Source organism: Pseudomonas sp. OTU5201 (assembly GCF_038440135.1).
Taxonomy (GTDB): Bacteria; Pseudomonadota; Gammaproteobacteria; order Pseudomonadales; family Pseudomonadaceae; genus Metapseudomonas; species Metapseudomonas resinovorans.
Map to the genome: position 1 here is coordinate 144,641 of NZ_JASATC010000006.1, position 26,810 is coordinate 171,450.

The window sequence follows — 26,810 nt, forward strand, 5'->3', positions numbered from 1 at the left end:
CGGCGGTGTTCCGGGAGTGGGGGATCGCACCAAAAGGAGGGCCCCTGCGCCGGGCTGGTGCAGGCATCGCCCTTCAGCTGGTCGCGGCCAGCGCGTCCAGGAAGCTCTCCAGCACCAGGTGCGGCCGGCGCCCCTTGCGCGTCACCGAGGACAGGGACAAGTCGTAGAAGCGGCTTGCCGGTTTCAGTGCCCGCAACCGGCCCTGCTGCACCCAGAAGGTGGCGTAGTGGTCCGGCAGGTAGCCGATATAGCGGCCAGTGAGGATCAGGAAGGCCATGCCCTCGCGGTCCGAGGCGCTGGCGCTGCAATTGAGCACCTGGTAGTGCGCCTGGATCTCCGCCGGCAGGCGGAAGGTGGGGCCGATGGCGTCCTGCTGGTTCAGGCGTTCGTCGCTGAGCTGGGCGTCGTCGGCGTAGAACAGCGGATGGCCCACGGCGCAGTAGAGCAGCGAGCGCTCGCTGTACAGCGGCTGGTACTCCAGCCCCGAAAGGGCGGCGGTCTGCGGCACCACGCCGACATGCAGGCGACCGTCGAGCACACCTTGCTCCACCTCGCTAGGGGGCGTCATGCGGATGTTGATCTGCACGTCCGGCCCGCGTTCCTTCAGCCGCGACAGGGCGTGGGTGATGCGCATGTGCGGCAGGGTCACCAGGTTGTCGGTGAGGCCGATGTTCAGCTCACCGCGCAAGTGCTGGTGCAGGCCGTTGACCTCGGTGCGGAAGGTTTCCAGCGCCGCCAGTAGCTGCATGGACGACTGGTACACCTCGCGGCCTTCCTCGGTCAGGGCGAAACCGGCACGGCCACGCTGGCACAGGCGCAGGCCGAGGCGCTGTTCCAGGTCGCTCATCTGCTGGCTGATGGCCGAGCGCCCGATGCCCAGGACGCTCTCGGCGGCGGAGAAACCGCCGCACTCCACCACGCTGCGGAAGATGCGCAGCAGGCGGATATCGAAATCGCTGACCTGCGCCAACGGCTCTGGACGGCGGCTGCTCATGGTTTAGTAACCTCTGATCTAAAGATATGAAAAGTTGGATTTTCGTGACTTTATGCCCGTGGCAATGTCGGCATCAAGTTACTTGTCGCACCTCAGAACAAGACCCACTCGAGGCCACTCATGAACATGCCGCAGACCGCCCAACTTCCCCTGGCCAGCCAGCTCAAGCTGGACGCCCACTGGATGCCCTTCTCCGCCAACCGCAACTTCCAGCGCGACCCGCGCCTGATCGTGGCGGCCGAAGGCAGCTGGCTGATCGATGACCAGGGCCGTCGCATCTACGACAGCCTGTCTGGCCTGTGGACCTGCGGCGCCGGGCACTCGCGCAAGGAAATCCAGGAAGCCGTGGCCAAGCAGCTCGGCACCCTCGATTATTCGCCGGGCTTCCAGTACGGCCACCCGCTGTCCTTCCAGCTGGCCGAGAAGATCGCCAACCTCACTCCTGGTGAGCTGAACCACGTGTTTTTCACCGGCTCCGGCTCCGAGTGCGCCGACACGTCGATCAAGATGGCCCGTGCCTACTGGCGCCTGAAAGGCCAGCCGCAGAAGACCAAGCTGATAGGCCGCGCCCGTGGCTACCACGGCGTGAACGTGGCCGGCACCGCCCTGGGCGGCATCGGCGGCAACCGCAAGATGTTCGGCCAACTGATGGACGTCGATCATCTGCCGCACACCTTGCAGCCGGGCCTGGCGTTCACCAAGGGCGCAGCCGAAACCGGCGGCGTGGAACTGGCCAACGAACTGCTGAAACTGATCGAACTGCATGACGCCTCGAACATCGCCGCCGTGATCGTCGAGCCGATGTCCGGCTCTGCTGGGGTGATCGTGCCGCCGGCGGGCTACCTGCAGCGCTTGCGCGAAATCTGCGACCAGCACAACATCCTGCTGATCTTCGACGAAGTGATCACCGCCTTCGGCCGCATGGGCACTATGACCGGCGCCGAATACTTCGGCGTGACCCCGGACCTGATGAACGTGGCCAAGCAAATCACCAACGGCGCCATCCCCATGGGCGCGGTGATCGCCAGCCGCGAGATCTACCAGACCTTCATGAACCAGGCGACGCCCGAGTATGCCGTCGAGTTCACCCACGGCTACACCTACTCCGCCCACCCGGTCGCCTGCGCCGCTGGCCTGGCCGCCCTGGACCTGCTGGAGAAGGAAAACCTGGTGCAGCAATCCGCCGAACTGGCCCCGCACTTCGAGAAGGCCATCCATGGCCTGAAGGGCGCCAAGCACGTCATCGACATCCGCAACTGCGGCCTGGCCGGTGCCCTGCAGATCGCCCCGCGTGACGGCGACGCCATCGTGCGTCCGTTCGAGGCCGGCATGGCCCTCTGGAAGGCCGGTTTCTACGTGCGCTTCGGTGGCGACACCCTGCAATTCGGCCCGACCTTCAACGCCAAGCCGGAAGAACTCGACCGCCTGTTCGACGCCGTCGGCCAGGCCCTGCAGGGCGTTAATTGATGAGTCAACGCCCACAGGCCGTGCCCACCGTGCAGGTGGATAACGACGAGGTGATCGTCACCGAGTGGCGCTTCGCCCCCGGTGCCGAAACCGGTCGCCACTGCCATGGTTACGACTACGTCGTGGTACCGATGACCAACGGCACCCTGCTGCTGGAAACCCCGGAGGGCGACAAACACGCCCCCCTGGTGGCCGGCCAGAGCTACTTCCGCAACGCCGGCGTCGAGCACAACGTGATCAACGCCAGCGACCACGAAGTGGTCTTCGTCGAAACAGAACTCAAATAGCGCTCGGACCAACCCCCTCTCCCTCTGGGAGAGGGCCGGGGTGAGGGAAGCATCCAGCTCCTCGGCCTATCCGGCGCCGCTAAGACAAAAAGCCCTACAAGAGACCCCACCCATGAGCCTCATCCCGCACCTGATCAACGGCGAACGCATCGACGACCAAGGCCGCACCGCAGATGTGTTCAACCCGTCCACCGGCGAAGCCCACCGCAAGGTTGGCCTGGCCAGCCGCGCCACCATCCAGCAGGCCATCGACGCCGCCAAGGCCGCCTTCCCGGCCTGGCGCAACACCCCGCCGGCCAAGCGCGCCCAGGTGCTGTTCCGCTTCAAGCAACTGCTGGAGCAGAACGAAGCGGTCATCTCCAAGCTGATCGCCGAAGAGCACGGCAAGACCCTGGAAGACGCTGCTGGTGAACTGAAGCGCGGCATCGAGAACGTCGAGTACGCCTGCGCCGCCCCGGAAATCCTCAAGGGCGAATACACCCGCAACGTCGGCCCGAACATCGACGCCTGGAGCGACTTCCAACCGCTGGGCGTGGTCGCCGGCATCACCCCGTTCAACTTCCCGGCCATGGTGCCGCTGTGGATGTACCCGCTGGCCATCGCCTGCGGCAACACCTTCATCCTCAAGCCCTCCGAGCGTGACCCGAGTTCCACACTGCTGATCGCCGAACTCTTCCATCAGGCCGGCCTGCCCAAGGGCGTGTTGAACGTGGTCAACGGCGACAAGGAAGCCGTGGACGCGCTGATCGAAGCCCCGGAAGTCAAAGCCCTGAGCTTCGTGGGCTCGACGCCGATCGCCGAGTACATCTATGCCGAAGGCACCAAGCGCGGCAAGCGCGTGCAGGCCCTGGGCGGCGCCAAGAACCACGCCGTTCTGATGCCCGACGCCGACCTCGACAACGCCGTCAGCGCACTGATGGGTGCTGCCTACGGTTCCTGCGGCGAGCGCTGCATGGCCATCTCCGTGGCCGTGTGCGTGGGCGACCAGATCGCCGATGCCCTGGTGGACAAGATCGTTCCGCAGATCAAGGGCCTGAAGATCGGCGCGGGCACCAACTGCGGCCTGGACATGGGCCCGCTGGTCACCGCCGCCGCCCGCGACAAGGTGGTTGGCTACATCGACGACGGCGTGGCCGCTGGCGCCAAGCTGGTGGTGGACGGCCGTGGCTACCGCGTGGCCGGTCATGAAGACGGCTACTTCGTCGGCGGCACCCTGTTCGACAACGTCAAAGCCGACATGCGCATCTACCAGGAAGAAATCTTCGGCCCGGTGCTCTGCATCGTCCGCGTCGGCAGCCTGGAAGACGCCATGCAGCTGATCAACGACCACGAATATGGCAACGGCACCTGCATCTTCACCCGCGACGGCGAAGCCGCCCGCCTGTTCTGCGACGAGATCGAAGTGGGCATGGTCGGCGTCAACGTGCCGCTGCCGGTACCGGTGGCCTACCACAGCTTCGGCGGCTGGAAGCGCTCCCTGTTCGGCGACCTGCACGCCTACGGTCCGGACGGCGTGCGCTTCTACACCCGCCGCAAGGCCATCACCCAGCGCTGGCCGCAGCGCGCCAGCCACGAGGCGGCGCAGTTCGCCTTCCCCAGCAACGGCTGAGTGATGCATTGAATGAAAAAGCCCCGGCGATTGCCGGGGCTTTTTGTTTTGATGGGTATCGCTTCGCTCAAACCGAGCGCCTGCTATTTGCTGGCCTTGCGGTTGCGCACATAGAGCGATTCGCCGCCGCTGGCGCTACTGCCGCGTACCTGGAGTTCGAAGCGCTTGTTCTGGCCCTTGATCAGGTCGCTGAGCTTGCGAAAGCCGTAGAGGCGGGCGTCGAACTCCGGGCGCAGTTTGGTGATGTTCTGGCCAAGGGCGCCGAGCTGGATCCAGCCGTCCTCGTCGGAGAGGTCGTCGATGAGCTTGGCGATGAAGTCCACCGGCACCTTCTGTGCCTTGGGCCGGGCGGTCCGGGTGGGGGTATCGGCAGGCTCGGGCTGGGCCTTGTCGCTACTGCCATTGGCGGGTTCGGCGGCGTCTTCCCTAAGAATCTCGGTGTAGATGAACTTGTCGCACGCCGCGACGAAGGGCTTGGGCGTTTTCTCTTCACCGAAGCCGTAGACGCTGAGTCCTTCTTCCCGCAAGCGCGCGGCCAGGCGGGTGAAGTCGCTGTCGCTGGAGACCAGGCAGAAGCCGTCGAAGCGCCGGGTGTAGAGCAGGTCCATGGCGTCGATGATCAGCGCGCTGTCGGTGGCGTTCTTGCCCTTGGTGTAGGCGAACTGCTGGATGGGCTGGATGGAATGGTCGAGCAGCACCTTCTTCCAGCTGCCCAGCTGCGGGCCGGTCCAGTCGCCGTAGATGCGTTTCACGCTGGCCACGCCGTACTTGGCGATTTCCTCGAACAACCCGCCGATGATGGCGGCCGGCGCGTTGTCGGCGTCGATCAGGACCGCGAGGTGCTTCTGCTGGCGAGGGGCTTGGGGTTTGATGGCCATGGTTCGTCCCTGGTGCTGTGGATGACTGACCATACTGCGAAGTGGGCGGTCAGTGGCAATCTATCGATCAGAGAATTGCAGTTCTGTGTTTGGTGGTTACTATAACCACCAAATCCGCGCCAAGGACTGGACGTGAATCGCCGACAACTCATGGAGCTGATCGAGGCCGATGGATGGTTTCTGGTCAGGATCAGGGGCAGTCACCACCACTTCAAGCACTCGACGAAGCCGGGGCTGGTGACTAACCCCACCCGAAGAAGGACCTGCTGCCCCGAACGGCGGCGAGCATTCTCAAGCAGGCGGGCCTCAAGTGAGTCCGTTTCATCGTTTCCCGAGGAGCTACCTCATGCTTTACCCAATCGCGATTCTTCCCGGTGACGATGGGCAAGCCTGGGGCGTGGAGGTGCCGGACCTGCCCGGTTGCTTCTCTGCGGGCGATGATCTGGATGACGCGATGGCCATGGCGCGCGAGGCCATCGAGGGGCATTTGGAAATTCTGGCGGAGGAGGGGGCACCGATTCCGGTGGCGCGGAAGGTGACCTTCCATGCAGCCAATCCCGAATATGCCGGCTGCACCTGGGCGTTGGTGGGTATCGACGTGACGCGCTACATGGGCAAGGCGGAAAAACTGAACATTACGCTGCCGGGCTATCTGCTCAATCGCATCGATGACTATGTGAGGAAGCACCCGGAGCAGAAGAGTCGTTCGGGCTTTCTGGCGGCTGCGGCGCTGCGGGTGTTGCAGGAGGGATGAGGGGCGGCTGTAAGCCCTCTCCCCGGCCCCTCTCCCTGAAGGGAGAGGGGAGCAAGGCGCATCACACCTTGCGCACGAACTCCGATTTCAGCTTCATCGCGCCGATGCCATCGATCTTGCAGTCGATGTCGTGGTCGCCGTCCACCAGGCGGATGTTCTTCACCTTGGTGCCGACCTTGACCACCAGGGACGAGCCTTTGACCTTGAGGTCCTTGATCACGGTGATGGTGTCACCGTCCTGCAGGACGTTGCCAACGGAGTCCTTGATCACTTTGTCGTCGCCGGCCGTTTCGGCGCCGGCATCGGCGGACCACTCGTGGGCGCACTCCGGGCAGATCAGCATGGCGCCGTCTTCGTAGGTGTATTCGGAGTTGCATTTGGGGCAGGGCGGCAGGGTGCTCACGGTTTACCTCGACGTCGGTGTCACGAAAAACCATGGATTGTATAGGGTTTTGCCATCGCTTTGCCCGTTTCTGCGCTTTTGTAAGCGGGATGTGTCGAGTGCTTTACCGACTTGACCATGCCTAAATCTTCCCGCTGGAACCGGTTGTTAGTCTGCGTGCACTGATAGTTCGCGGGCCTGGCTCGCATCGAGGGTGCAATGCTGCAACGTGTGTTCTGGAAGCGGGTCCCGAGGGAGCAGCGCAGTTTCCTGCTGAGCCGCCTGAGTGCGGTGGGTCGTGAGGTGGTGAATCGGTCGATGTCGGCCAGCGTCGGGCTGCCACCGCAGTTTGGCCTGAACGGGTGCCACTTCATCCCTGTGCCCAAGTGCGCCGGCAGCAGCATCAGCTCGGCGCTGTTCGGCAATTGGCAGCCGGGGCACGTGCCGCTGTACGGGTACGAGCAGCAGTTCCCCTAGCACTATGCGCGGGCCTTCAGGTTCGCCTTTGTGCGCGACCCGCTGGAACGCACCTATTCCGCCTACAGCTACCTGCGCAACAGCAAGTTGAGGGCGCGTGAGATGCCGGCGCAGCGCAGGGTGTGCCGCTATCGGGATTTTGATGAGTTCGTCAGCCGCTGGCTGCACGTGGATAACGTGCGCAAGCAGGTGCATTTCACCCCGCAGACGGACTTCCTGGTGGACTCCCTGGGGAACCTGGCGATGGATTTCATCGGCCGCCAGTAAATCCTGGAGCGCGATTACGCTTCGATTTTTCAGCGTTTCGACATCGTTGCCCCGTTACCCCATGTGAACCCTACGCAACAATGCCAGCAGCTACCGGTGCGTGAGTTCTGTTCGCCGCGCACGCGGCGGCTGGTACGGCGTGTCTATGCGCGCGACTTCGAGATGAGTGAGGATGGCCCTCCCGGCCCACACTACGGCGTATCCGTGGGTTCGGGGATGCTCAGCACGCCTGCATCGGTAAAGCGTCGGGTGCCCCAGAAGCCGCCACCCAGTTTGCCGCGCAGGGCATAGGGGACATTCTGGACCGGGCTGACGCCGGTGAGGCCCCAGGCCTGGCGCAGCACTGAGAAGGCCGAGATGGTCACTGGCACTTCGATGAGCGTTTCACCAAAGCCTGCCACGGTACCGCCCTGGCTGCTGACGCCGCTGGCCAGGGGCAGGTCGTTCAGGTCCAGTTCCAGGGCCACGCCGCTGTAGTGGATGGCACTTTCATTGGGGTTCTGTACCCGCAGCTTGAGGTTGAAGCGCATTTCCAGACCCTCGCCGGGGATGGGTTCCATGCCGGCGAGGTCGACCTGCAACGGGTCGCGTGTGCCGAAACCGGCGCAACCTGCCAGCAGCAGTGGAAGTAACAAGGCGGCGAGGCGGGTGGTGTGCACGGAAGGCTTCCTGCTCGGGGTCCTGCCTTGAGTAAAGATCAGGCCGGTGCGGGCGTGCCCACATTTTCTGTGGAGCAGGCTGTGGATATCTTCTGGATGGATTGCGCCATGGCCTGCGCCACAAGGCGTATCGCGGGTTGTTCGTTTCATGCTCAAGAAGGGTGCAACCGCGGCTACCGGGCGCTCGTTGCGGATACCCACGGAATCTGTGGGGCAAACTGTGGATAGCTTTGGGATGGGTGTCTGAAGCGGCCGGAAATAGTGGCATGCAAGAGGTTGATCGGTTTTTGTACAGGCGTGTGGGCCAGGCTTTCATGGGGTTGCAACAGGCAGGCCTGTGATCTGTCCAGTGATTGAGACCGTCGCTACCCTGGGCGTGGCACGTCGGCGCGGGATGCTCACAGAAACTGTGCGCGGTTCTGTGGATATCTTTGGGATAAATGCGTGGATCGCCCATGGGGCAGGGGCTGGAAGCACTTGCCTGGTTTTTCGTCGTCAGTCGTATTCAGCGGCTTCATGGTCGCCCAGCAGGCGGCGCTGGCGTGGAGTGCAGGCGGCGAGCACGTCGGGGTTCAAGCGAAAGCCCAGGTAGGGCGAAAACTTCTGCGCCACCATGCGCCGTCCGTAGTGCACCTGCAGCAGGTAGCGACTGCGGTCCGTGGTGCGGTTGCGGCTGCCGGCGTGCCAGAGCTCACTGCGGAACATCAGCACATCGCCAGCCTGGCACAGCACGGCATCGGCCATTTTACCGCGCCAGTTGGTTTCACCTAGTTGGGGCTTGCGCCCGGCGCGGTGGCTGCCGGGGATCACCAGGGTGGGGCAGAGGTCTGCGTCGATATCGTCGAGGTACAGGTGCGCGGTAAGCACCTGCATCGGCAACTGGAAAGCCGGGTCGGCCAAGAGGCTTTCCGGCAGCTCCATCACCAGGTGGTCCAGGTGCAGCTCGGCGCCGACAAAGCCGGGGTGGCAGCGCCAAGCGGTCTGGCCGATCACGTGGCAGTCCTCACCCAGTGCTGCTTCGGCCAGTTCGATGACGCCGGGCAGGTCGAGGAAGGCCAGCCACTCCTTACTCCGGTTGAACACGCATTTGAAATGGTCGTCCACCAGGCCGATGTAGTCCCAGTGGATGGGCTGGAGCTGGTCCATCAGCCGACGCAAAGTGGCGATGGCGGGTGCGTCGAGCACGCCGGGAAGCAGGGTGAAACCCTGTTCGTTCAGGTCACGGAGATGGGCGGCGGTGGACATCGGCATGCCCTCGCAACTGGAGCTACCTGTAGGGTGGACCACGCTTCACCGGTCCACCATTGGAGGTCCGCCAAGGCATCGATACCGGTATCACTCAGCCATTGAGCAGGCTTTCCAGTCGTTGGCGCAGCGGCTCGATTTCGTCGGCAGTGAGGTTTAGCAGGAATTCGTTCTTCAGCACATTGACCAGTTCGCCGGCGTCTTCGATCGTGCGACTTTCCACGCGCCCGTCGCGGTGGCGCTTGTTGAAGGTGCCGTTGGTCAGGGTCAGGCGCCATTCGCCTTGACTGCATGCGGTCATCAGAATCTGGCGGAACACGCTGTTGGGGTGGGTGGAGGTGTACCAGTTGCGTGGGATGCAATCGACCCAGGCATGCACCTCCGGGCCGAAACGGTAGCAGGCCGCCCAGCCGGTTTCGGCTCGGAAATTTTCCAGTTGCACCTCGCCGGTACCGTCATTCTGCGGACGCAGGCGGTAGGGAAGGTCGGCGGGTATCGGGCCTTCGAGGGGAACGGCACGCCAAGGTGTGGCGGAGCCGAAGCCGACATCCACCAGGTGCGGGCCTTCCGGGAGCTGCACGCGCAGCATCAGGTGGGAAAGCATGGTCTGTGGCGCGTCGAGTGGCAGGCCCCAACGCACCCGGCCACCCAGCATTTCGACGTGATAGCCGAGGGCGAGCAGCAGTCGGGCAAAGAGGTTGTTCAGCTCGTAGCAGTAGCCGCCGCGCTGGCGCTCCACCACTTTGGCGAACACAGCGTCGGCGTCGATGTGGATGGGGCGGTCGAGCAGCACGTCGACGTTCTCGAAGGCCACCCGCTGCTGGTGGGCGGCGATCAGTCGGTCGAGGCTGGCGAGGTCGGGGTGCTGCGGTGCGGAGGTATCCAGATGACGCAGGTAGGACTCGGTCTGCTGCGGGTTCAGCGCATACATGCGGGTCGGCTCCATGACGATGACGCCTGGATGCTAGCAGATGCCGTTTAACTGGCGACGACCGGTAGCTTGGTGTCTTTCTTAATCAACGGGGTCTGTAAAAAATAAAAGACTGACGGAGTGCAGGGTGTCGTGAAAAAGACCTGAAAATCAGCGTATTGAGGCAAGTGTTGTTGATGAGGTCAGAGGCGTTCTGTCGATTTTTTTGCTCATACGCATCGTATTTGTTTGACATATTTTACGTCTTTGGCAGACTTCGCCTCCGTGGTAACCGCTCGGTTCGCTCCGTGCCGGCCCCCCGCCATCAATAACAAAAACTCCGTCAGCCGAGGCGCCTGCCCCTCAGATTCCCGGCCCCGACGGGCGTGCCTCTGGAACAAGAACAAATGCTGATCTGGTTTGTTGCGGTATACCTGCTGATCACAGTTGGTGTCGGTTTCTACGCCTCCACTCGTGTCAAAAACTCCAAGGACTTCGCGGCCGGCGGCCGGAGCATGTCCTTCCCCCTGGTCGCGGCGATGGTGTTCGCCACCTGGTTCGGCTCGGAAGCCGTGCTGGGCATACCGGCGACCTTCATCGAGGAAGGCTTCGCCGGGATTGTCGAAGACCCCTTTGGTTCGTTTGGTTGCCTGATGCTGGTGGGCCTGGTCTTCGCCCGTCCGCTCTACCGCATGAACCTGCTGACCATCGGTGACTTCTTCAGGAAGCGTTTCGGTCCGAACGTCGAGCTGATTACCAGCCTGGTGATCATCGGTTCCTACCTCGGCTGGGTGGCTGCCCAGCTCACCGCGCTCGGCCTGGTGTTCAACGTGCTGTCCGACGGCTCCATCACCACCACCCAGGGCATGCTGATCGGCACCGCCATCGTGCTGCTCTACACCCTGTTCGGCGGCATGTGGTCGGTGGCGCTGACCGACTTCATGCAGATGATCATCATCGTCGTCGGCCTGGTGTACCTGACCTGGCTCATCGGTGATATGGCCGGTGGTGCCGACGTGGTGATCAGCCATGCCGCGTCCGAAGGCAAGTTCACCTTCATGCACAGCTTCGAGCCTCGGGACATCGTCGCTTTCATCGCTGCCGCGGTGACCATGATGTTCGGCTCCATCCCGCAGCAGGACGTGTACGCCCGTGTGATGTCGGCCAAGACCGAGAACATCGCTGCCCGCGCGTCCATGACCGGTGCCGTGTTCTACCTCAGCTTCTGCATGCTGCCGATTTTCCTCACCTACGCCGCTTCGATGATCGACCCGGCCATGGTGCAGAAGTGGCTGGCCGAAGACTCGCAGATGATCCTGCCGCACCTGATCATGGAGCGTACCCCGCTGTTCGCCCAGATCATGTTCTTCGGCGCACTGCTGTCGGCGATCATGTCCACCGCCTCGGGCACCCTGCTGGCGCCGTCGGTGACCTTCACCGAGAACGTCCTCAAGCGCTTCATCCCCGACATGACCGACCGCCAGTTCCTGCTGGCCATGCGTATCAGTGTGGTGGTGATGACCGCGGCTACCTCGGTCTTTGCCCTGTACTCCGACGCGAGCATCTACGAGATGGTCGGCAACGCCTACAAGGTGACCCTGGTCGCTGCCGTGGTGCCGCTGTTCACCGGCCTGTTCTGGAAACGCGCCACCACCCAGGGTGCCCTGCTGGCCATCGCCTTCGGCCTGCTGTCCTGGATCTACCTGGAGGCCACCTACGCGGAGACCGACTTCTGGCCGCCGCAACTGGCCGGCCTGCTGTTCAGTGCCCTGGGCATGCTGCTGGGTTCGCTGCTGCCGCAGTTCGTGCGCAGCCGTCGTGAATCCCTGGAGCCTGTTGCGGCCTGATCGGTCGATGCATGAACGAGCCCCGCCTTTGCGCGGGGCTTTTCTTTGGCAGGGAGGAACGTTGTAGGGGCGAATGAATTCACTATGTCTGCGTTAGCTGTTGCGGGAAATTTCCCATTCGGCCAAGCGCCTTGTAGGAGCTGGCTTGCCAGCGAAACGGGGCCATTCGCTGGCAAGCCAGCTCCTACGGGCAATACAGCTGCCTGCAACACGCAATGCAGGCATAGCCAATGAATTCGCCCCTACAGAAGGCTTCCTGCGATGCGCCTCAGGCCACCAACTCGACCATGCCGCGCAATACCGTCAGACCGGTGAAAACACCCATGGCGATCAGTGTGCCGCGGGGCATGCTGTCGGTGAGGCCACGGTAATTGATGGGCGTGAGAAACAGCCGGGGCCAGCAGGCGAAGGCGGCGCAGAGGGTGAGCAGGGAAAGCAGCGCGAGGCTGGCGGAGAAGTCGAAGGGTTCGTCGGAGAAAATGCAGCTGACGGGGATGGCGATGGCAAGGGCGAGCCAGCCGCCAGTGACCACTTTCTCGCCCCGGGTGCGCGGCGAAACTGTAGAGCTGTCACTGGCCATAGGCGATTCCTTGTCTGACTGCAGGCTAAGACTGCCGCGCATTCTCTACCCGCCTTCGGGAAGGCGCAAGACAGAGGGGCCCGTCATTGCGACGGGCCCCGCGGCCATCAGAAATGCGCCTTGGCCAGCAGGCTGAAGGTGTTCTGGTTGGTGCCGCCGAGGATCTCGTCGCCGAGGAAGCTGCTGTCGTCGATGGCGTACTTGTTCTTCCAGTAGTCGTACTCGATACCGACATAGAAGTGCTTCACTGCGCTCAAGCCCATGGCCTTGCCCAGGTCGTACTTGATCTGCGGGTTGAAGTGCAGGTTGGCGTGCAGGTCGTTCGGACGGTCGGAGGTGGCGTCCTTGTTGTTCCACACCCAGTCCATGAAGCCGTCGATCACGACGTCCGAATTGCCCACCGGAATGGTGTAGGACCATACCGGGGTGACCTGCCACTGGCCGGACGGGTTGCTGGTGATGCCGTCGGGCTTGCGGTAGTAGAAGTTCAGCTGGAAGTAATCGAAGCCGGGGAGCTTGAGGTCGAAGCCTGGGCCGATCAGGTAGTTCTGGTTGCGGTTCTCGCCACGCTCGTAGGTGGTGGCCAGCAGCACGTCGCTGATGGGGCCGAATTCCAGTTTCTGGTCGAACACCTTGCCGAAGGACAGGCGCGGGGAGAATTCGCCGTAGTAGGTGTTCTTGCCGGCGTTGGCGTCTTCCTCGCCGTTGTAGTTGATCTGGTCGACGAAGACGAACAGGTCGCCCCAGGTCCAGCCGCTGGCGTGCTCGAAGGTGAAGGTCTGCTGGATTTCCGGGTTGATCTCGAAGTTCTTGCCGTACAGGTAGGTCAGGCTGTTGTCCTGCCACAGCAGGGGGCCGTCGGCCAGGGCGCCGCCGGTCGCCAGCAGGCCGCCGGCGAGCATCAGGGTGGAAAGGGTGCGGTTCATCGGGTGTTGGCTCCAGTGGTCTTAAGCTGTGTCTATCTGCGTAGAACTTGTCTGATTGGTCAGGCCTGCCGGGGAGAGCAAGAAAGGCGCCAAGATGCCAAGGGCAAGCGGCAGGGCGCGCGATTATCGGGGGAAAGCGCTGTTTTTCAAGTGTTTGCGCGAAGTTCGAGGACATTTCCCAACTGCTGGAAGCTGACCAGATGCACAACTCTGGGGAGGTAAAACTGACCGCGTGGGCAGTTTTGCCTTGATTTGGGGCGGCGTCAGAGCCAGCCCATCAGTGCCCGGCCATATGCAGTCCGATGGACAGTGATGCACTGCGCCCCGATGCGGTATCCGTGGGGGCGTCTGGGAAGTTGCGGGGCAGCGGCACGGAAGGGGGCTTCCAATACTCGGGTGCGGGCAGCCGGTTAAGTGGGATTGAACCGGGCGTAGCGGTGCTCATCGCCCTGGACCGGCGAGGGAGCCAGGCGCCAGATCCGCCGGATGTTGTCGAGGTATCACCCTTCCAGTCGAGGAACTTCGCCGTCCGTCCGGCGCCTGTGTTCGGTGTTTTCGTGGAAGCTGGAGGGCGCAATTTTCATACCAGTCCGCACCGCGCGCCCTGCGTCGCGGGGGCCATGGGAGGTGTCGCTTCAATGACCGGGGAAGAGCCCGCCGGCGGCTGGGGACTGGGTCCCCAGAACTGGGGAAAAAGTGGGTGGGGAACTGGGGAAATTACCGTTCTACCTGTTGGTGACCACTGAACGGCAGTGCTGCGGGCGATGGGGCCTGCGCTATAAATACCGGGGTCGGTGCCGGAGTTGCCGACCCGGCCGTAGGTGTCTTTCTGACGCTCGCCTTGCGAGCGAACCGACGGTCACACAAGGGGAGGTTTCGATGAAGATGGCGCTGGCGAAAAAGCCCTTCAATCTATTCCGCTGGTTTTCCCTGGTGAGCCTGGTGATCATCCTGGTGGTCGCCATCCTGCTCGGCCTGGCGGCGACCCGTTTTCTCATGCGTGAAAGCATCGACCGCGATGCCATGCTCAGCGCCCAGTTCATCAAGTCCATCGCAGACGTCGAAGTCATCCATGGCAACTTCTCCCCGGGCCTGACCCTGGGCGAATTTCTCGACAAGCGTGTCGACGGTGCGCGCCTCGGTGTTTCCCACGAGCAGTTGGTGAAGTCCCACGAGGAGTTCTTCGACCATATCGTGCGCCTGCCCGATGTGCTGCTGGCCAATGTCTACGCGCCCGATGGCGTGGTGATCTGGTCGACCAACCCGAAACTGGTGGGTGGGCGGTCGCTGGAACAAGCCAAGCTGAACGAAGCGGTACGGAGCCGCGATACGGTGACCACCGAGCATCACGGCCCCGACGCCTGCCCCGCGGAAGGCTACTTCATGCGGGTGCCCCACAGCCTGTATCTGGAAAGCTTCATCCCGCTGCAGGACAGCCGCGGCGAAGTGCTCTCGGTCATCGAGATCTACAAGGAGCCGGTGGACCTGATCGCCCGCATGAATCGCGGCTTCGTCCTGCTCTGGATCGCCACGGCGTTGGGCGGCGCGATCATCTACCTGAGCCTGTTCTGGTTCGTGCGCCATGCCTCGCGCCTGGTGGACGACCAGCAGCGGCAGCTGGTGGAAAACGAAACCCTGGCGCTGCTCGGCGAGATGTCCACCGCCGTTGCCCACAGCTTGCGCAACCCGCTGGCGTCCATCCGCTCCAGTGCCGAGCTGGCGCTGGAAGTGGACCCGGGGCCGCTGCACAAGAACCTGTGCGACATCATCACCCAGGTGGATCGTATGTCGAAGTGGGTCCGCGAGCTGCTGCTGTCCGCCCGCCCGCTCTCCGGTGACCAGGAGCCGGTGGACATCACCAATGCCCTTGAAGAGACCCTGGCCGCCTACGAACCGCAGATTCGCCACGCCGGCATCGAGGTTGACTGGCAGACCCGGGAGGCACCCAAGGTGGTCAGTCATCCGGTGCTCCTGCAGCAACTGCTGGGCAGCGTGCTTTCCAACGCCATCGAAGCCATGCCGCGCGGCGGACGCCTGGTGGTCAGCCTGGAGCCGGATGCACGTCGCCAACTGCTTAACTTGACCATCAGCGACACGGGCGGCGGCATGTCGCCGGCCATGCTGGACATGGCCTTCAAACCCTTTCACACCACCAAGCGCGGCGGCCTGGGCGTTGGCCTGGTGCTGGTGCGCAAGATAGTCGAGCGCTTTGGTGGAGCCGTCAGTATCGAAAGCCGGGAGAACGCCGGTACCAATGTGCACCTGACCTTCAGGGCCACGGCAGGGAGATAACAAAAATGGGCAACAGCATTCTGATTGTCGAAGACGACGAGATCCTGGCTGATAACTTCTGCACCTACCTGCAGCGTCGCCAGTTCGACGTCATCGTCTGCAGTTCGGCCGAGGAAGCCTTGCCGATCATCGAGGCGCAGCATCCTGACCTGGTACTGACCGACTACTGCCTGCCGGGCATGAGCGGGTGCGACCTCATCAGCCGCGCCCGCGCACTGGACGAGCAGCTGAAGGTCATCATGATCACCGGCCACGGCAACGTGCAGGGCGCGGTGGAAGCCATGAAGGCCGGCGCCAGCGACTACCTGACCAAACCGGTGGCCCTGGCCGAGCTCAAGCTGGTGGTGGACAAGGTGCTGGAAGCGAGGCGCCAGGAGCAGCGATTGTCCTTTTACCAGCAACGTGAAGCCCAGGACTCCGGGCTCACCGGCCTGATCGGCGACTCCGGACCCATGCGCGCCATGAAGGACATGGTGCGCCAGGTGCTGGGTGCCGAAGAACGCATGGCCGGTGAAGACCTGCCGGTGGTGCTGATCGAGGGCGAGACCGGGACGGGCAAGGAACTGGTGGCCCGCGCCCTGCACTTCGACGGCGCGCGCAGCAAGGGGCCCTTCGTCGAATTCAACTGCGCGTCGATTCCCTCGCACTTGCTGGAGGCCGAGCTGTTCGGCCACGAGAAGGGCGCCTTCACCGACGCCAAGGATCGCCGCGTGGGCCTGGTGGAAGCGGCCGATGGCGGCACCCTGTTCCTTGACGAGGTGGGCGAGATCGACCTGCTGCTCCAGGCCAAGCTGCTCAAACTGCTGGAAGACCGCACCATCCGTCGCCTGGGCTCGGTGCGCGAACGCAAGGTCAACCTGCGCATCATCAGCGCCACCAACTGCAACCTCGAACAGATGGTCCAGGAGGGCAAGTTCCGCCGCGACCTGTTCTTCCGCCTGCGCATCATCACCATCAAGGTGCCGCCGCTGCGTGCCCGTGGCGACGATATCCTCACTCTGGCGGAACACTTCGTCGCCCAGCACGGCAAGCGCTACGGCAAGCCGGGGCTGCGCTTCAGCCTGGAAGCAAAGTCAGTACTCAAGGGCTACAGCTGGCCAGGCAACGTGCGTGAACTGCGCAACATGCTGGAACAGACCGTGCTGCTGGCGCCAAGCAATGTCATCAGCCCCGAGCAACTGACCATCTGCCGCGGCCTGCTGGCCGGCGCCGGTGTCACCGAGGCCGCCCTGCCGGCGATGCTGGGAGAACCGATGGGGCTGGAAGACGAAAACCTGAGCCTGTCCGATGCCGAGCGCGACCTTGTGGTCAAGGTGCTCGGCAAGACCGACTGGAACATCTCCAAATCCGCCCGGATGCTCGGCCTGACCCGCGACATGCTGCGCTACCGCATTGACAAGCTGGGCCTGGAGCGACCCGACCGCCAGCATCATTGAGCAGACCCCGATCCCGGGGCATCTCCCGCCCAAGGTCGGGGGATGCGCTCTAGTGAAACTTCCTGGCCGATCTAGACTCTACGAATCATCGACCCGGTCGGGTCGATGCAGTCTTGGCTCGGAACGTGCAGGGATGCAATCAGCGGTCAGCCTGGCCGCCGTCCGATCTCCTGACAGGGGAGCAGCCGCAGTGTCGAAGAAAGTACTGATAGTCGACGACGAAGAAATACTCGCCGGGAACTTCCAGATCTACCTGGAAATGCTTGGTTGTGAAGTGCAAACCGCCGCCAGCGGTGCCATCGCTCTGGAGGTCGTGGTGAACTTCAAGCCCGACCTGCTGGTGCTCGACTATCGTTTGCCGGACATGACCGGCTTCGACGTGTTCGATGCCATGCGCACCCTGCACAGCTGCGAAGCGGTGTTGATGACTGCGCACCCCAGCATCGAGGTCTGCAACCGCGCCATCGAGCGCAACATCGACATCATCCTCCTCAAGCCCTTCCCCCTGCATGAGCTGGGCAACGTGGTGCTCCACGGCCTGCCTGGTGGCGCCCTGCGCGAGTCGCCGGCCGAGCAGACAGCCCAGGTGGATCGTCGCCATGGCGGCGAGGTGAGTTTCCCGCTGAAACTCTACGACGGCGCCTGGGTGCTCTCCGACCGCCGCCGCCCCGCGGCAAGCTCCGACGAACCTCTGAAGCAGGCCAAGAAAGGCGCTTGACGTCGCCGGATCGAAACAAGCGCAGGCATCGACCTGCGCTTTTTCTTTACAGGGCGAAAAGTTGACAGATCGACCGACGAGGTCGGGCGGAATTAGTGTCCGGGCTGTGGATCACCAACCGAACACGAGGACTGCCCCATGCTCTCGCTCGAACTCTTGCTGGAACACCAGACCCTCAGCTTCGCCGTGGCCATGGTCATGAGTGGCCTTGCCTGGCTTGCCTATGGTCATGCCTGAAACGGCATCGCGTAGCCGCGACGGAGGAGAGGGGATGCCCCTCACTGAATGCTCGACGCCAGCTCGAAGATTGGGATGTACATCAGGATCACGATCACCCCGATGATCAGCCCGATGAAGGTCATCAGCAGCGGCTCGAACAGGCGCACGAACCATTCGATCCAGCGGCTGGTTTCCTCGTCATGAAAGTCGGCCGTGCGTTCCATCATTTCGCCGAGGTTGCCGGACTGTTCACCGGCCCTGAGCATGCGCAGCGACACTGGAGTCGCCAGCCCATGCTCCTCCAGTGCGCGGGAGAGCGCCTGGCCTTCGCGGATTCGCGTGGCGGCCTGGTCCAGTCGCGGGCGTGAGGCGGCGCCGAGCAGCCCACGGACCATGGCGATGGCAGTGAGGATGGGAATGCCGCCCTGCAGGAGGATGCCCAGGGACCGGTAGAAGCGCGCCAGCTCATAGATCCGAATGCGCTCGCGGATCGTCGGCAAGCGTTCGACCTGGCGTCCCAGCGCACGCCGCACGCTCTCTTGGCGCAGCAGCAGGACCAGCGCCACCAGCGTCAGCGCGGCGCAGCCGAAGACTTCCGTCTGGTGCGAATGCAGGAACAGCCCGCTGTGCAACAGCACCCGGGACAACCACGGCAGGTTCGAACCCAGCCCCTCGAACACCAGGCTGAAACGCGGCACCACGTAGCCCACCAGGAACAGCAACACCCCGCAGCCCACCATGAACAGCAGCACGGGGTACACCGAAGCGCTGATGATCTTCTGCCGCACCTCGTCCATCCGCGTGCGGTAGGCCACGTAGCGGCCCAGGGCATCGCCCACCGCGCCGGTCTTCTCGCTGGACTGCACCAGCGCCACGTAGAGCGCGGGGAATATCGCGGGGAATTGCGCCAGCGCCTGCGACAGCGACTTGCCCTCGTAGAGCAGTCGCACCAGGCCACCCAGTACCTTGCGTGCCTGCGGGTCGGCTTCTTTCTCGGCCAGGCTTTCCAGGGCATCGATCAATGCCAGCCCGGCATTCAGCAGCGTGGTCAGCTCCTGGCTGAACAGCAGCAGCGGGAAGCCTTCGCGCCGACGCCAGCCTCGCAACGACCAGCCACGCTCGGGCTGCAGGGCGAGCACCCGCAGCCCTTGGGCCTCTACCTGGCGGCGGGCGTCATCCTGGCTCGCCGCCTCCACCACCAGCGCGACCACCCCGGCCTGGGCGCGGACCGCCTTGATCTGAAAGCGCATGGCAGTCATTGCCAACTGGTGACTTCGGCGTTCTCGCCGTCGCCGCCGGGCTGGCCATCCTTGCCCAGGGTGAGCAGTTCGAAATCGCCGTTCTCGCCGGGGGAGCGGTAGACATAGGCGCGACCCCAGGGGTCCTCGGGGACTTCCTTCTGCAAGTAGGGGCCGGCCCAGCGCGGTTCGTCGGAGGGCGCGCTGACCAGCGCCGTCAGGCCCTGCTCGGTGCTGGGATAGCGCCCCACCTCAAGACGGTAGATATCCAGGGCCTTCACCAGCCCCTCGATCTGTGCGCGGGCCACTTTGGTTTCGGAGCGGCCCAGCTGATTGAAATACTTGGGCGCCACAATGCCGGCCAACAAGCCGAGCACCACCAGCACCACCAGGAGTTCAAGGAGGGTGAAACCCAGTTCGGGTCGACGATGCATCTTCATGGGAGCCTCCGCTGCAGGTCACTGCAGACGGCTATGCAAGAGCTGTGCACGACGAGCGGGCGAGGGGGGCGACACATCGCCGGTCGGATTATCCGGCACGTGCTTTGCTGACCGTACAGCACCGTACAACCCGAAGGGGATTGGCCCTCACAGGGGAGAAAAAACGATGAAAGTGCCCGCCCTGGTGCTGTTCAGCATCTTTGCGACCACCGCTGTTGAGGCCCGTGCCGATATCTACCAGGTGGTCTCCGCCAATGGCGCCATAATGCTCACCAACATCCACCGAACCGACCGCAAACTGGTTCGCGTGGCCCGCGAGAGGCCTGTGCAGGCCAAGGCGCCGAGCCTGGTCAAACCGGTACGCAAGGGGCCGCTCAAGGCGCCGCGCTATTCACTGATCGTGGCCCAGGCGGCCTTCGAATACGACCTGCCGGCGGAGCTGCTGCACGCGGTGATCACGACCGAATCCAACTACGACCCCACGGCTGTTTCGCCCAAGGGCGCCGCTGGCCTGATGCAGCTGATGCCCGGCACCGCGCGGGACCTGGGCGTGCATGACGTATTCGACCCGACGGCGAATGTCCGGGGTGGAGCGCGCTACCTCAAACGCATGATGAAGCTGTTCGGCAATGACCTCTCCCTGGCCCTGGCGGCCTACAACGCGGGTCCCGGCGCGGTGCTCGCCTACAACCGCGCCATTCCTCCCTACCCGGAAACCCAGCGCTATGTCCCCAGCGTCCTGAGGCATTACCAGCGCCTCCAGGCCGACGCAAAACGACCCCGCTAGTGGGGAATTTCCCCAGATGCGGGGGCGTTTTTTCCGCGAATTCATTGGCTATGCCTGCGTTAGCTGTTGCGAGAGATTTCCCATCCGGCCAAGAGCCTAGTAGGAGCTGCCTACAACACGTCATGCAGACATCGTGAATTCATTCGCGCCGCGCTGGGGAGGGGCCGCTCGTAGGGGTGGGCTTCAGCCCACCAGCGGCAGCCAGTGCGTAACGGGATAACGGCCTTTCATCCACCATCGGCCCCTGGCTGGACTCTGCCCGGTGGACGGCAAATCGCCGTCCACCCCATACGTCCGTTACGCGGTCCTTCGCACATGAATTCTCTTCTACAGGGGGGCGGCGTTCCCCGCCCGCTTACTGCCCCCAGAAAACCGGGGAATTGGGTGGGAATCGGGTGGGGGAAGTGCTGGCCATTTCTTGGTTTTTCATCATAAGTAATTGAATTTTTGGCATTTTCTGTGATGGCACAGGCATTGCTGGGACGGTCCTGCCCTCTATTTGGCATCCATGCACCTGATACCGAGGTCAGCCAAGATGAACCGGACTAACCCTTCGAGCAGTGCAACTCCCCTCCGCTTTGGTGCCCAGGGGGCATTTCTACATCTGGGCGGCGTTCTGCTGTTGCTGGGCGCCATCCTTGGCGGCGAAGACGCCGCGGCGGCGATCCGTTGCGAGCGCAACATCGTGGCCAACGTCGTGGCCCTCGATCAGCCGCTGATGTTCAACCGCCTCGGTGCGCAGAACATCAACGGCATGATGTTCGCCCTGCGTCGCGACGTCGTGGACAAGAACGAAGTGCCGCTCACCCAGGGGGGCGCCGCAGTGCCCGGTGAAGTGGCGCTGCGTCCGGACAAGCGCCCGCGTCCGCTGGTATTGCGCGTCGCCTCCGGTGATTGCCTGACGATCAACCTGCAGAACCTGTTGGCCCACCAGGCCAACCCCAACAACCCGGACGACCCGTTGTTCAAGAAGGACGAACAGGTTGCCGACCGCCATGTCGGCTTCCAGGTCAACGGCATGCAGGCAGTCAACGATATCGGTGACATCGCCACCAACGCCGGCCGCAACCAGAACACCTTGATCCCGCCCGGCGGCAGCCGCAGCTACACCCTTTACGCCGAGCGTGAAGGCGCCTTCGCCGCCAGCAGCTACGGCGCTACCTTCGGCGGCGAAGGCACGGGCGGCAACACCGCCAACGGCCTGTTCGGCCAGGTGGTGGTGTTGCCCAAGGGTGCGCGCACCTACCGCAACGTGGTCACGGAAGAAGAAATGCGCTTGGCCACCACCGGCCGTACTCCGGCCGGGCAGCCGATCATCGACTACGAAGCGCGCTACCCGCAGGACGCCCCCTGGGACGAGGAGGGCAAGGCCGGATTGCCGATCATTGCGATGATGGACAACGGTGAGATCATCTCCAGCGACACCGATGCCGTGGTCATGGGGCCCAACCCCGATGGCACCTTCCCGCAGAACACCTACCCGCTGGAAAGCTACGGCAAGCGCAACCCGGCGCTGCCCAATCGCCTGGAACCCTTCCGCGATTTCTCGTCTGTATTCCATGACGAGAATGCCGTGGCCCAGGCCTTCCCCGGCTACTGGAACGACCCGGTGTTCGGCCATGTGCTGGAGCCGACCCGCGACTCCTTCATGATCAACTACGGCTCCGGCGGCATCGGTGCCGAAGTGGTGGCCAACCGTCTCGGCGTTGGTCCCATGCACGACTGCCTGTCCTGCGCCTACGAGGAGTTCTTCCTCAGCGCATCGACAGTGGGTGACATCGCCATGCAGGTGGACGTGCCGGCCAACGTCGGCCTGGAAAGCATCCTCCCCGGCCAGGTGCCGCCGGAGGGCACCACCGGGGTCAAGGCGACCATGGCCCTGTTCCCCTCCGAGCCGTCAAACGTGGCCCACAGCTACATCGGCGATGCCGTGCGCTTCCGCAATAGCCACAATGGCTACGAGCAGCACGTGTTCCACCTGCATGGCCACCAGTGGTTGTTCAACCCGAATGACGACAACTCCGACTACATCGACGCCCAGGGCATAGGCCCGGGCTCGGGCTACACCTACGAAATCGCCAACGGCGGGTCCGGCAACCGTAACCGCACCTCCGGCGACGCCATCTACCACTGCCACTTCTATCCGCACTTCGCCCAGGGCATGTGGGCCATGTGGCGTATTCACGATGTGTTCGAGGAAGGCACCCGTCTGGCGGTGTCCGAAGAGGGCGACGACGGCTTCCACAAGAAAGCCTTCGAACTGCGCAGTGGCCTGCCTGCCCAGGGCGCCCGCGCCCTGCCGGATGGCGAAATCGTCGCCGGCACGCCGATTCCGGCCATCGTCCCGCTACCGGGCAAGGCCCTGCCGCCCATGCCGGGCAAGGTGGCCGTGGTGCCCAAGTACGGCAATGAACGGGTCGCCGATCACGACGATGACGACGATCACGAAGAGGGTGACGACGACTCCGGTCACGAACCCGAACTCAAACCAGTGGGCTCCGTGGCCCTGGTTGACCGCAGCGAAGCCAACCGCAACGCCGACGGCACCCTGAAGAACCCCGGCTTCCCGTTCTGGATCGGCGGCATCGAGAATACCGTCGGCCAGCGTCTGTCGACCCCGCCGCTCGACATGCTGGATGCCGCCAAGGCCCAGGCCTTGAAGGATTCCGGCAATCCGCTGTGGGCCAATATCGACCCGGCCCAGTCCGGTGGCTGGGACGGCGGTCTGCCACGCCATACCCTGGATGGCGTGTCCGCTGGCGGCGAGGCCGAAGTGGTCACCAGCGCCCTGGACTTCTCCAAGGTGGTCCATCGCGCCAAGGCAGTCTTCCTCCCGGAAGAGGGTACCGACGTTGAGCAATCGGCCATGGCCTTCCATGCCAAAGCCAGCCACCCGAGCTTCGCCGTGTTGCCAGGCGGTGCCGTGCAACCGAAGGGCTTCCGCACCAACGGCGGCCTGCCGGTGGCCGGCGCTCCCTACAACGAGCCGTGCATGGACGACACCGGCAAGCGCCTGACCCAGGCCTCCGCGGTGGGTCGCTACAACAGTGGCGACTCCATCAACGGCCAGTCATTCACCGGTAGCTCGGCGTTCACCGCCGACCGCCCGCGCGTCTACAAGGGCGCCAACATCCAGTTCGATGCGGTGTTCAACAAGGTGGGCTACCACTTCCCGCAGACCCGCATTCTTGCCCTCTGGGAAGACGCCTGGCCGGTGATCAACAAGCAGCAGCCGCCGGAGCCGCTGGTGATGCGGATGAACACCTTCGACTGCACCATGTACCAACACACCAACCTGATCCCGGCGGTGTACGAGCTGGACGACTACCAGGTGCGCACCCCCACCGACATCGTTGGCCAGCATATCCACCTGCCGAAGTGGGACCTGACCTCCGCCGATGGCTCGGCCAACGGCTGGAACTACGAGGACGGCACGCTCTCGCCGGCCAGCGTGGTGGAACGCATCCATGCCATCCGCGAGTACAACCACTGCACCGAAGGCGACGCCCGTGACGGCACCCTGGAATGTCCGGTGGCCAAGCAGCATCCGTACTTCGGCCAGTTCGGCCGGGCCGACTGGCTAGGGGCCCGCACGACCCTGCAGCGCTGGTTCGCCGACCCGTTGATCAACACCTACAACGTCGACCGTGGCCTGGGGAATATCTTCACCCACGACCACTTCGGCCCGTCCACCCACCAGCAGATCGGTCTCTACGCCACGGTGCTCACCGAACCGGCAGGCTCCAGCTGGTACCACGGCGAAACCGGCCAGCCGCTCTACAGTGGCGCCCGCCAGGACGGCGGCCCGACTTCCTGGCAAGCAGTGATTGCCACCGGTGACCTGGACGGCGACGGTAAGAACGACAGCTTCCGTGAGTTCTTCATGGAGTACAGCGACTTCCAGCATGCCTACGAGGCGGGCGTCTATGTCGGCGCCGGCCCCGACGGCATCCCGGATGCCGGGGCCTATCCGACCTCCATGGACAGCTTCCGCTACGCCATCAACCCGCCCGTGCGTCAGTCCGGTTCGAACCTCTTCGAGTCGGTACGCGAGGTTGCCAGTGGCCAGCTCCCAGGCTGCCCGAGCCGGCCCTGCCCGCAGGCCATCTCGGTGGATGACCCTGGCATGTTCGTCGTGAACTACCGCAACGAACCGGTGGGCCTGCGGATTTTCGACCCCAACAAGGTAGCGCCGGATGGTAAGCCGGGCATGCAGGCCGATGGCCTGGCGGGCGACCTCGCCTATGCCCTGCAGACCCGTACCGACCGTGCCATTCCGGCATTGAACCTGGCACCCAGCGCCATCAGCTCGGCCACCGGACCGACCGGCGCCAGCACGGCCTTCCCGCCGCACATCAACGTGGCTGGCGACCTGCCGGGCGACCCCTTCACCCCGCTGCTGCGGGCGTACTCCGGCGATAACGTGCGGCTGCGCATGCACGCCGGCGGCCATGAGGAGGAGCACAACGTCACCCTGCACGGCGTGAAGTGGCTGCACTCGGGCACCGGCTTCGGCAGCAGCGGCAACTCGGGCTGGAAGGCTTCGCAGATGGTCGGCATCTCCGAGCAGTTCGGCTTCGTCGCTCCGGTGACCATGATGTCCGGCAACACCACCTATGACGCCGCCGACTACCTGTACAACATGGACGCCTCCATCGAGGGCTACTGGAACGGCATCTGGGGCGTGATGCGCAACTACACCCAGCCGCGCGCCGACCTGTTCGCCCTGCCCAATAACCCGCGCCCGGTGTCCTCGCGCAACACCACCCAGTTCGATGGGGTGTGCCCGCGCACCAGCCCCAACCCGAGCGGGATCGGCACCCGCAGCACCGTGCAGCGCAACTACGAGATTGTCGCTGTGCTGGCCAACGACGTGCTCGGCAACCCCTTGGGCCTGACCATCGGCGATCCGGTCGGGGCGGGCATGCATGCTGGCGGACCGCTGAACCCGCAGGGCGGCACCCTGGTGTTCAACTCGCGGCCGGTGACCATCCCGCAGGCCACGGTGGTGGACGAAGAAGACGGCGAGGTGTTCACCATTGGCGGCCAGAGCGGCCCGCTGCATGACCCGACCGCCATCCTCTACGTGCGCAAGGCCGACCTGGACCCGCTCACTGGCAAGCTGAAGCCCGGCGTTCCCGTCGAGCCGCTGGTGCTGCGTGCCGCCGCTGGCGACTGCGTGAATATCACCCTGGAAAACCGCCTGCCGCAGGTGATGCCCGACCTGCCGACCTACGCGGTGATGCAGGGCCTGGTGAAGCGCGACCGCAATAGCGCCCAGGGCTCCACCACCTTCAACAACAACATGATGCGGCCCTCCAGCCACGTCGGTCTGCACACCCAGTTGCTGGCCTACGACATCACCAAGGCCGACGGCTTCAACGTCGGCATCAACCCGGTGCAGACCGTCGAGCCGCGCATCGCGGCAGGTGGAGCCTGGCCGTCGAAGAGCTACAAGTTCTACGTCGGTCACCTGGAACGGGAAGGCAAGCCGGTGACCCAACTCGGCCGCAGCGTCGACAACATCACCGCCACCCCGGTGGAGTTCGGCGGCTTCAACCTGCTGCCGGCCGACCCGGTCAAGCAAGGCCAGAAAGGCTTGGCCGGCGCCATGAGCATCGCACCCCAGGGCGCCACCTGGACCGAGGACACCGGCATGCGCGCCGCCGCCACCGTGACCCCGCTGTCCGGCACGCCGTACCGCGACTTCTCGCTGGTGCTGCACAAGTCGCTGAACATGCGCTGGGCCGATGGCCGGCCGGTGGAAAACATGGCCTCCGAGGGCTTCGGCATCCCGGCCGATCCCAAGGACAACTCCGGCATGGCCGTTAACTACAAGAGCGAGCCCTTGTGGTACCGCTTCGCCAAGGCTCCGGACGCGCCCTTCGGCCACGCCCAGGGGCAGGGTTGGGGGGATGTGCCCAATGCCCACATGGCCTACAGCAACGAACTGGTGGGAGGCGACCCGCAGACCCCGATCATGAAGGTCAAGCCCGGCCAGCCGTTCCGCACCCACGTGACCATGCCGTCCGGTGGCAGCCGCGGCATGACCTTCCAGCTCGACGGCCATGTCTGGGCGTTCAACCCCTTCCTGTCCGAGAAGCTGGATGTCTGGGGCTACCCGCTGAAGAGCGCGGGAATCGGCTCGCTGCGTTTTGGCATCAATCCGGCGGCGCTCTATATCGGCGCCCAGGAGAGCGTGCTGCCAGCGGCGCACTTCAGCCTGTCGATCCCGAGTGCGGGCGGCGCCAACGCAGTGCCAGGTGACTACCTGTACCGGGACTACGCGGCCTTCGGCAACGTCGGCGGGGTTTGGGGACTGCTGCGGGTGACCGACGAGCAGTAGGGGGCGATGACCAACGGTGGGCGCGAATTCATTAGCGAATGAATTCGCTCCC

The 26,810-nt window shown here is 64.0% G+C and carries 20 protein-coding genes and 2 pseudogenes; 12 read left to right on the top strand and 10 right to left on the bottom strand.

The features are described 5' to 3' along the window. Positions 1 to 73 precede the first annotated feature (73 nt). Positions 74 to 994, bottom strand: coding sequence for a LysR family transcriptional regulator (locus AAHM40_RS05935; protein WP_342243838.1), 921 nt, complete (start codon positions 992 to 994; stop codon positions 74 to 76). Between the two features lie 120 nt (positions 995 to 1,114). On the opposite strand from AAHM40_RS05935, the gene AAHM40_RS05940 reads away from it, so the two are divergent. From AAHM40_RS05940 to AAHM40_RS05950, 3 genes are all read left to right on the top strand, one after another. Beyond that, entirely contained in the window at positions 1,115 to 2,461 is a 1,347-nt protein-coding gene (locus AAHM40_RS05940; RefSeq protein ID WP_342243839.1) for an aspartate aminotransferase family protein, read from the top strand. Then, positions 2,461 to 2,748, top strand: coding sequence for a cupin domain-containing protein (locus AAHM40_RS05945; protein ID WP_342243840.1), 288 nt, complete (start codon positions 2,461 to 2,463; stop codon positions 2,746 to 2,748). The genes AAHM40_RS05940 and AAHM40_RS05945 overlap by 1 nt, the downstream gene beginning before the upstream one ends. Positions 2,749 to 2,860: 112 nt before the next feature. Continuing rightward, positions 2,861 to 4,357: a CoA-acylating methylmalonate-semialdehyde dehydrogenase gene (locus tag AAHM40_RS05950; RefSeq protein WP_077524297.1), complete on the top strand. Its 1,497-nt coding sequence runs from the start codon at positions 2,861 to 2,863 to the stop codon at positions 4,355 to 4,357. 83 nt (positions 4,358 to 4,440) lie between these two features. Here AAHM40_RS05950 and AAHM40_RS05955 read toward each other — a convergent pair whose 3' ends face one another. Next, positions 4,441 to 5,235, bottom strand: a complete 795-nt coding sequence (locus tag AAHM40_RS05955) for an NYN domain-containing protein (RefSeq protein ID WP_342243841.1) — start codon at positions 5,233 to 5,235, stop codon at positions 4,441 to 4,443. A gap of 150 nt (positions 5,236 to 5,385) precedes the next feature. Here AAHM40_RS05955 and AAHM40_RS05960 point away from each other — a divergent pair. Both AAHM40_RS05960 and AAHM40_RS05965 read left to right on the top strand, forming a co-directional pair. Then, positions 5,386 to 5,549 (top strand): annotated as a pseudogene (locus tag AAHM40_RS05960) (type II toxin-antitoxin system HicA family toxin). A gap of 32 nt (positions 5,550 to 5,581) precedes the next feature. Next, the gene (locus AAHM40_RS05965; RefSeq protein ID WP_342243842.1) at positions 5,582 to 5,989 is read left to right on the top strand and encodes a type II toxin-antitoxin system HicB family antitoxin; all 408 of its coding nucleotides are present in this window, start codon (positions 5,582 to 5,584) and stop codon (positions 5,987 to 5,989) included. 61 nt (positions 5,990 to 6,050) lie between these two features. Here AAHM40_RS05965 and AAHM40_RS05970 read toward each other — a convergent pair whose 3' ends face one another. Continuing rightward, the gene (locus tag AAHM40_RS05970; protein WP_342243843.1) at positions 6,051 to 6,392 is read right to left on the bottom strand and encodes a zinc ribbon domain-containing protein YjdM; all 342 of its coding nucleotides are present in this window, start codon (positions 6,390 to 6,392) and stop codon (positions 6,051 to 6,053) included. Positions 6,393 to 6,590: 198 nt separating this feature from the next. Here AAHM40_RS05970 and AAHM40_RS05975 point away from each other — a divergent pair. Further along, positions 6,591 to 7,280: pseudogene (locus AAHM40_RS05975) on the top strand (sulfotransferase family 2 domain-containing protein); the annotation flags it as partial. A gap of 26 nt (positions 7,281 to 7,306) precedes the next feature. Here AAHM40_RS05975 and AAHM40_RS05980 read toward each other — a convergent pair. The 3 genes from AAHM40_RS05980 to AAHM40_RS05990 form a co-directional block, all read right to left on the bottom strand. After that, the gene (locus AAHM40_RS05980; protein WP_342243844.1) at positions 7,307 to 7,774 is read right to left on the bottom strand and encodes an LEA type 2 family protein; all 468 of its coding nucleotides are present in this window, start codon (positions 7,772 to 7,774) and stop codon (positions 7,307 to 7,309) included. A 495-nt stretch (positions 7,775 to 8,269) separates the two neighbouring features. Further along, a complete protein-coding gene (locus AAHM40_RS05985; protein ID WP_446731539.1) occupies positions 8,270 to 9,019 on the bottom strand; it encodes a phytanoyl-CoA dioxygenase family protein in 750 nt (249 codons plus the stop codon). A gap of 94 nt (positions 9,020 to 9,113) precedes the next feature. Then, complete coding sequence (locus tag AAHM40_RS05990) at positions 9,114 to 9,950, bottom strand: arylamine N-acetyltransferase family protein (protein WP_446731541.1); 837 nt, start codon at positions 9,948 to 9,950, stop codon at positions 9,114 to 9,116. 386 nt (positions 9,951 to 10,336) lie between these two features. Here AAHM40_RS05990 and AAHM40_RS05995 point away from each other — a divergent pair, with 386 nt between their 5' ends. Next, a complete protein-coding gene (locus AAHM40_RS05995) occupies positions 10,337 to 11,776 on the top strand; it encodes a sodium:solute symporter family protein (RefSeq protein WP_342243847.1) in 1,440 nt (479 codons plus the stop codon). Between the two features lie 268 nt (positions 11,777 to 12,044). On the opposite strand, the gene AAHM40_RS06000 is transcribed toward AAHM40_RS05995, so the two are convergent. Together AAHM40_RS06000 and AAHM40_RS06005 are read right to left on the bottom strand one after the other, a co-directional pair. Further along, a complete protein-coding gene (locus tag AAHM40_RS06000; protein ID WP_342243848.1) occupies positions 12,045 to 12,356 on the bottom strand; it encodes a hypothetical protein in 312 nt (103 codons plus the stop codon). A 107-nt stretch (positions 12,357 to 12,463) separates the two neighbouring features. Beyond that, the gene (locus AAHM40_RS06005; protein ID WP_342243849.1) at positions 12,464 to 13,282 is read right to left on the bottom strand and encodes an outer membrane protein OmpK; all 819 of its coding nucleotides are present in this window, start codon (positions 13,280 to 13,282) and stop codon (positions 12,464 to 12,466) included. 879 nt (positions 13,283 to 14,161) lie between these two features. Here AAHM40_RS06005 and AAHM40_RS06010 point away from each other — a divergent pair. From AAHM40_RS06010 to AAHM40_RS06020, 3 genes are all read left to right on the top strand, one after another. Continuing rightward, positions 14,162 to 15,574 carry a HAMP domain-containing sensor histidine kinase gene (locus AAHM40_RS06010; protein WP_342243850.1) on the top strand — a complete coding sequence of 471 codons (1,413 nt, stop codon included), beginning with the start codon at positions 14,162 to 14,164 and terminating at the stop codon, positions 15,572 to 15,574. Positions 15,575 to 15,579: 5 nt separating this feature from the next. Continuing rightward, entirely contained in the window at positions 15,580 to 17,010 is a 1,431-nt protein-coding gene (locus AAHM40_RS06015) for a sigma-54-dependent transcriptional regulator (protein WP_342243851.1), read from the top strand. Positions 17,011 to 17,200: 190 nt separating this feature from the next. Continuing rightward, positions 17,201 to 17,728, top strand: coding sequence for a response regulator (locus AAHM40_RS06020; RefSeq protein ID WP_342243852.1), 528 nt, complete (start codon positions 17,201 to 17,203; stop codon positions 17,726 to 17,728). A gap of 278 nt (positions 17,729 to 18,006) precedes the next feature. Here AAHM40_RS06020 and AAHM40_RS06025 read toward each other — a convergent pair whose 3' ends face one another. Beyond that, positions 18,007 to 19,197 carry a type II secretion system F family protein gene (locus AAHM40_RS06025; RefSeq protein ID WP_342243860.1) on the bottom strand — a complete coding sequence of 397 codons (1,191 nt, stop codon included), beginning with the start codon at positions 19,195 to 19,197 and terminating at the stop codon, positions 18,007 to 18,009. A gap of 5 nt (positions 19,198 to 19,202) precedes the next feature. After that, positions 19,203 to 19,625, bottom strand: coding sequence for a type II secretion system major pseudopilin GspG (gene gspG / locus AAHM40_RS06030; RefSeq protein WP_342243853.1), 423 nt, complete (start codon positions 19,623 to 19,625; stop codon positions 19,203 to 19,205). Positions 19,626 to 19,791: 166 nt separating this feature from the next. Between gspG and AAHM40_RS06035 the strand changes: the two genes are divergently transcribed. Then, a complete protein-coding gene (locus tag AAHM40_RS06035; RefSeq protein WP_342243854.1) occupies positions 19,792 to 20,412 on the top strand; it encodes a lytic transglycosylase domain-containing protein in 621 nt (206 codons plus the stop codon). Positions 20,413 to 20,947: 535 nt separating this feature from the next. After that, positions 20,948 to 26,758 (top strand): manganese-oxidizing multicopper oxidase MnxG, encoded by a 5,811-nt coding sequence (gene mnxG / locus AAHM40_RS06040; protein WP_342243855.1) that lies wholly within the window; start codon positions 20,948 to 20,950, stop codon positions 26,756 to 26,758. Positions 26,759 to 26,810 lie beyond the last annotated feature (52 nt).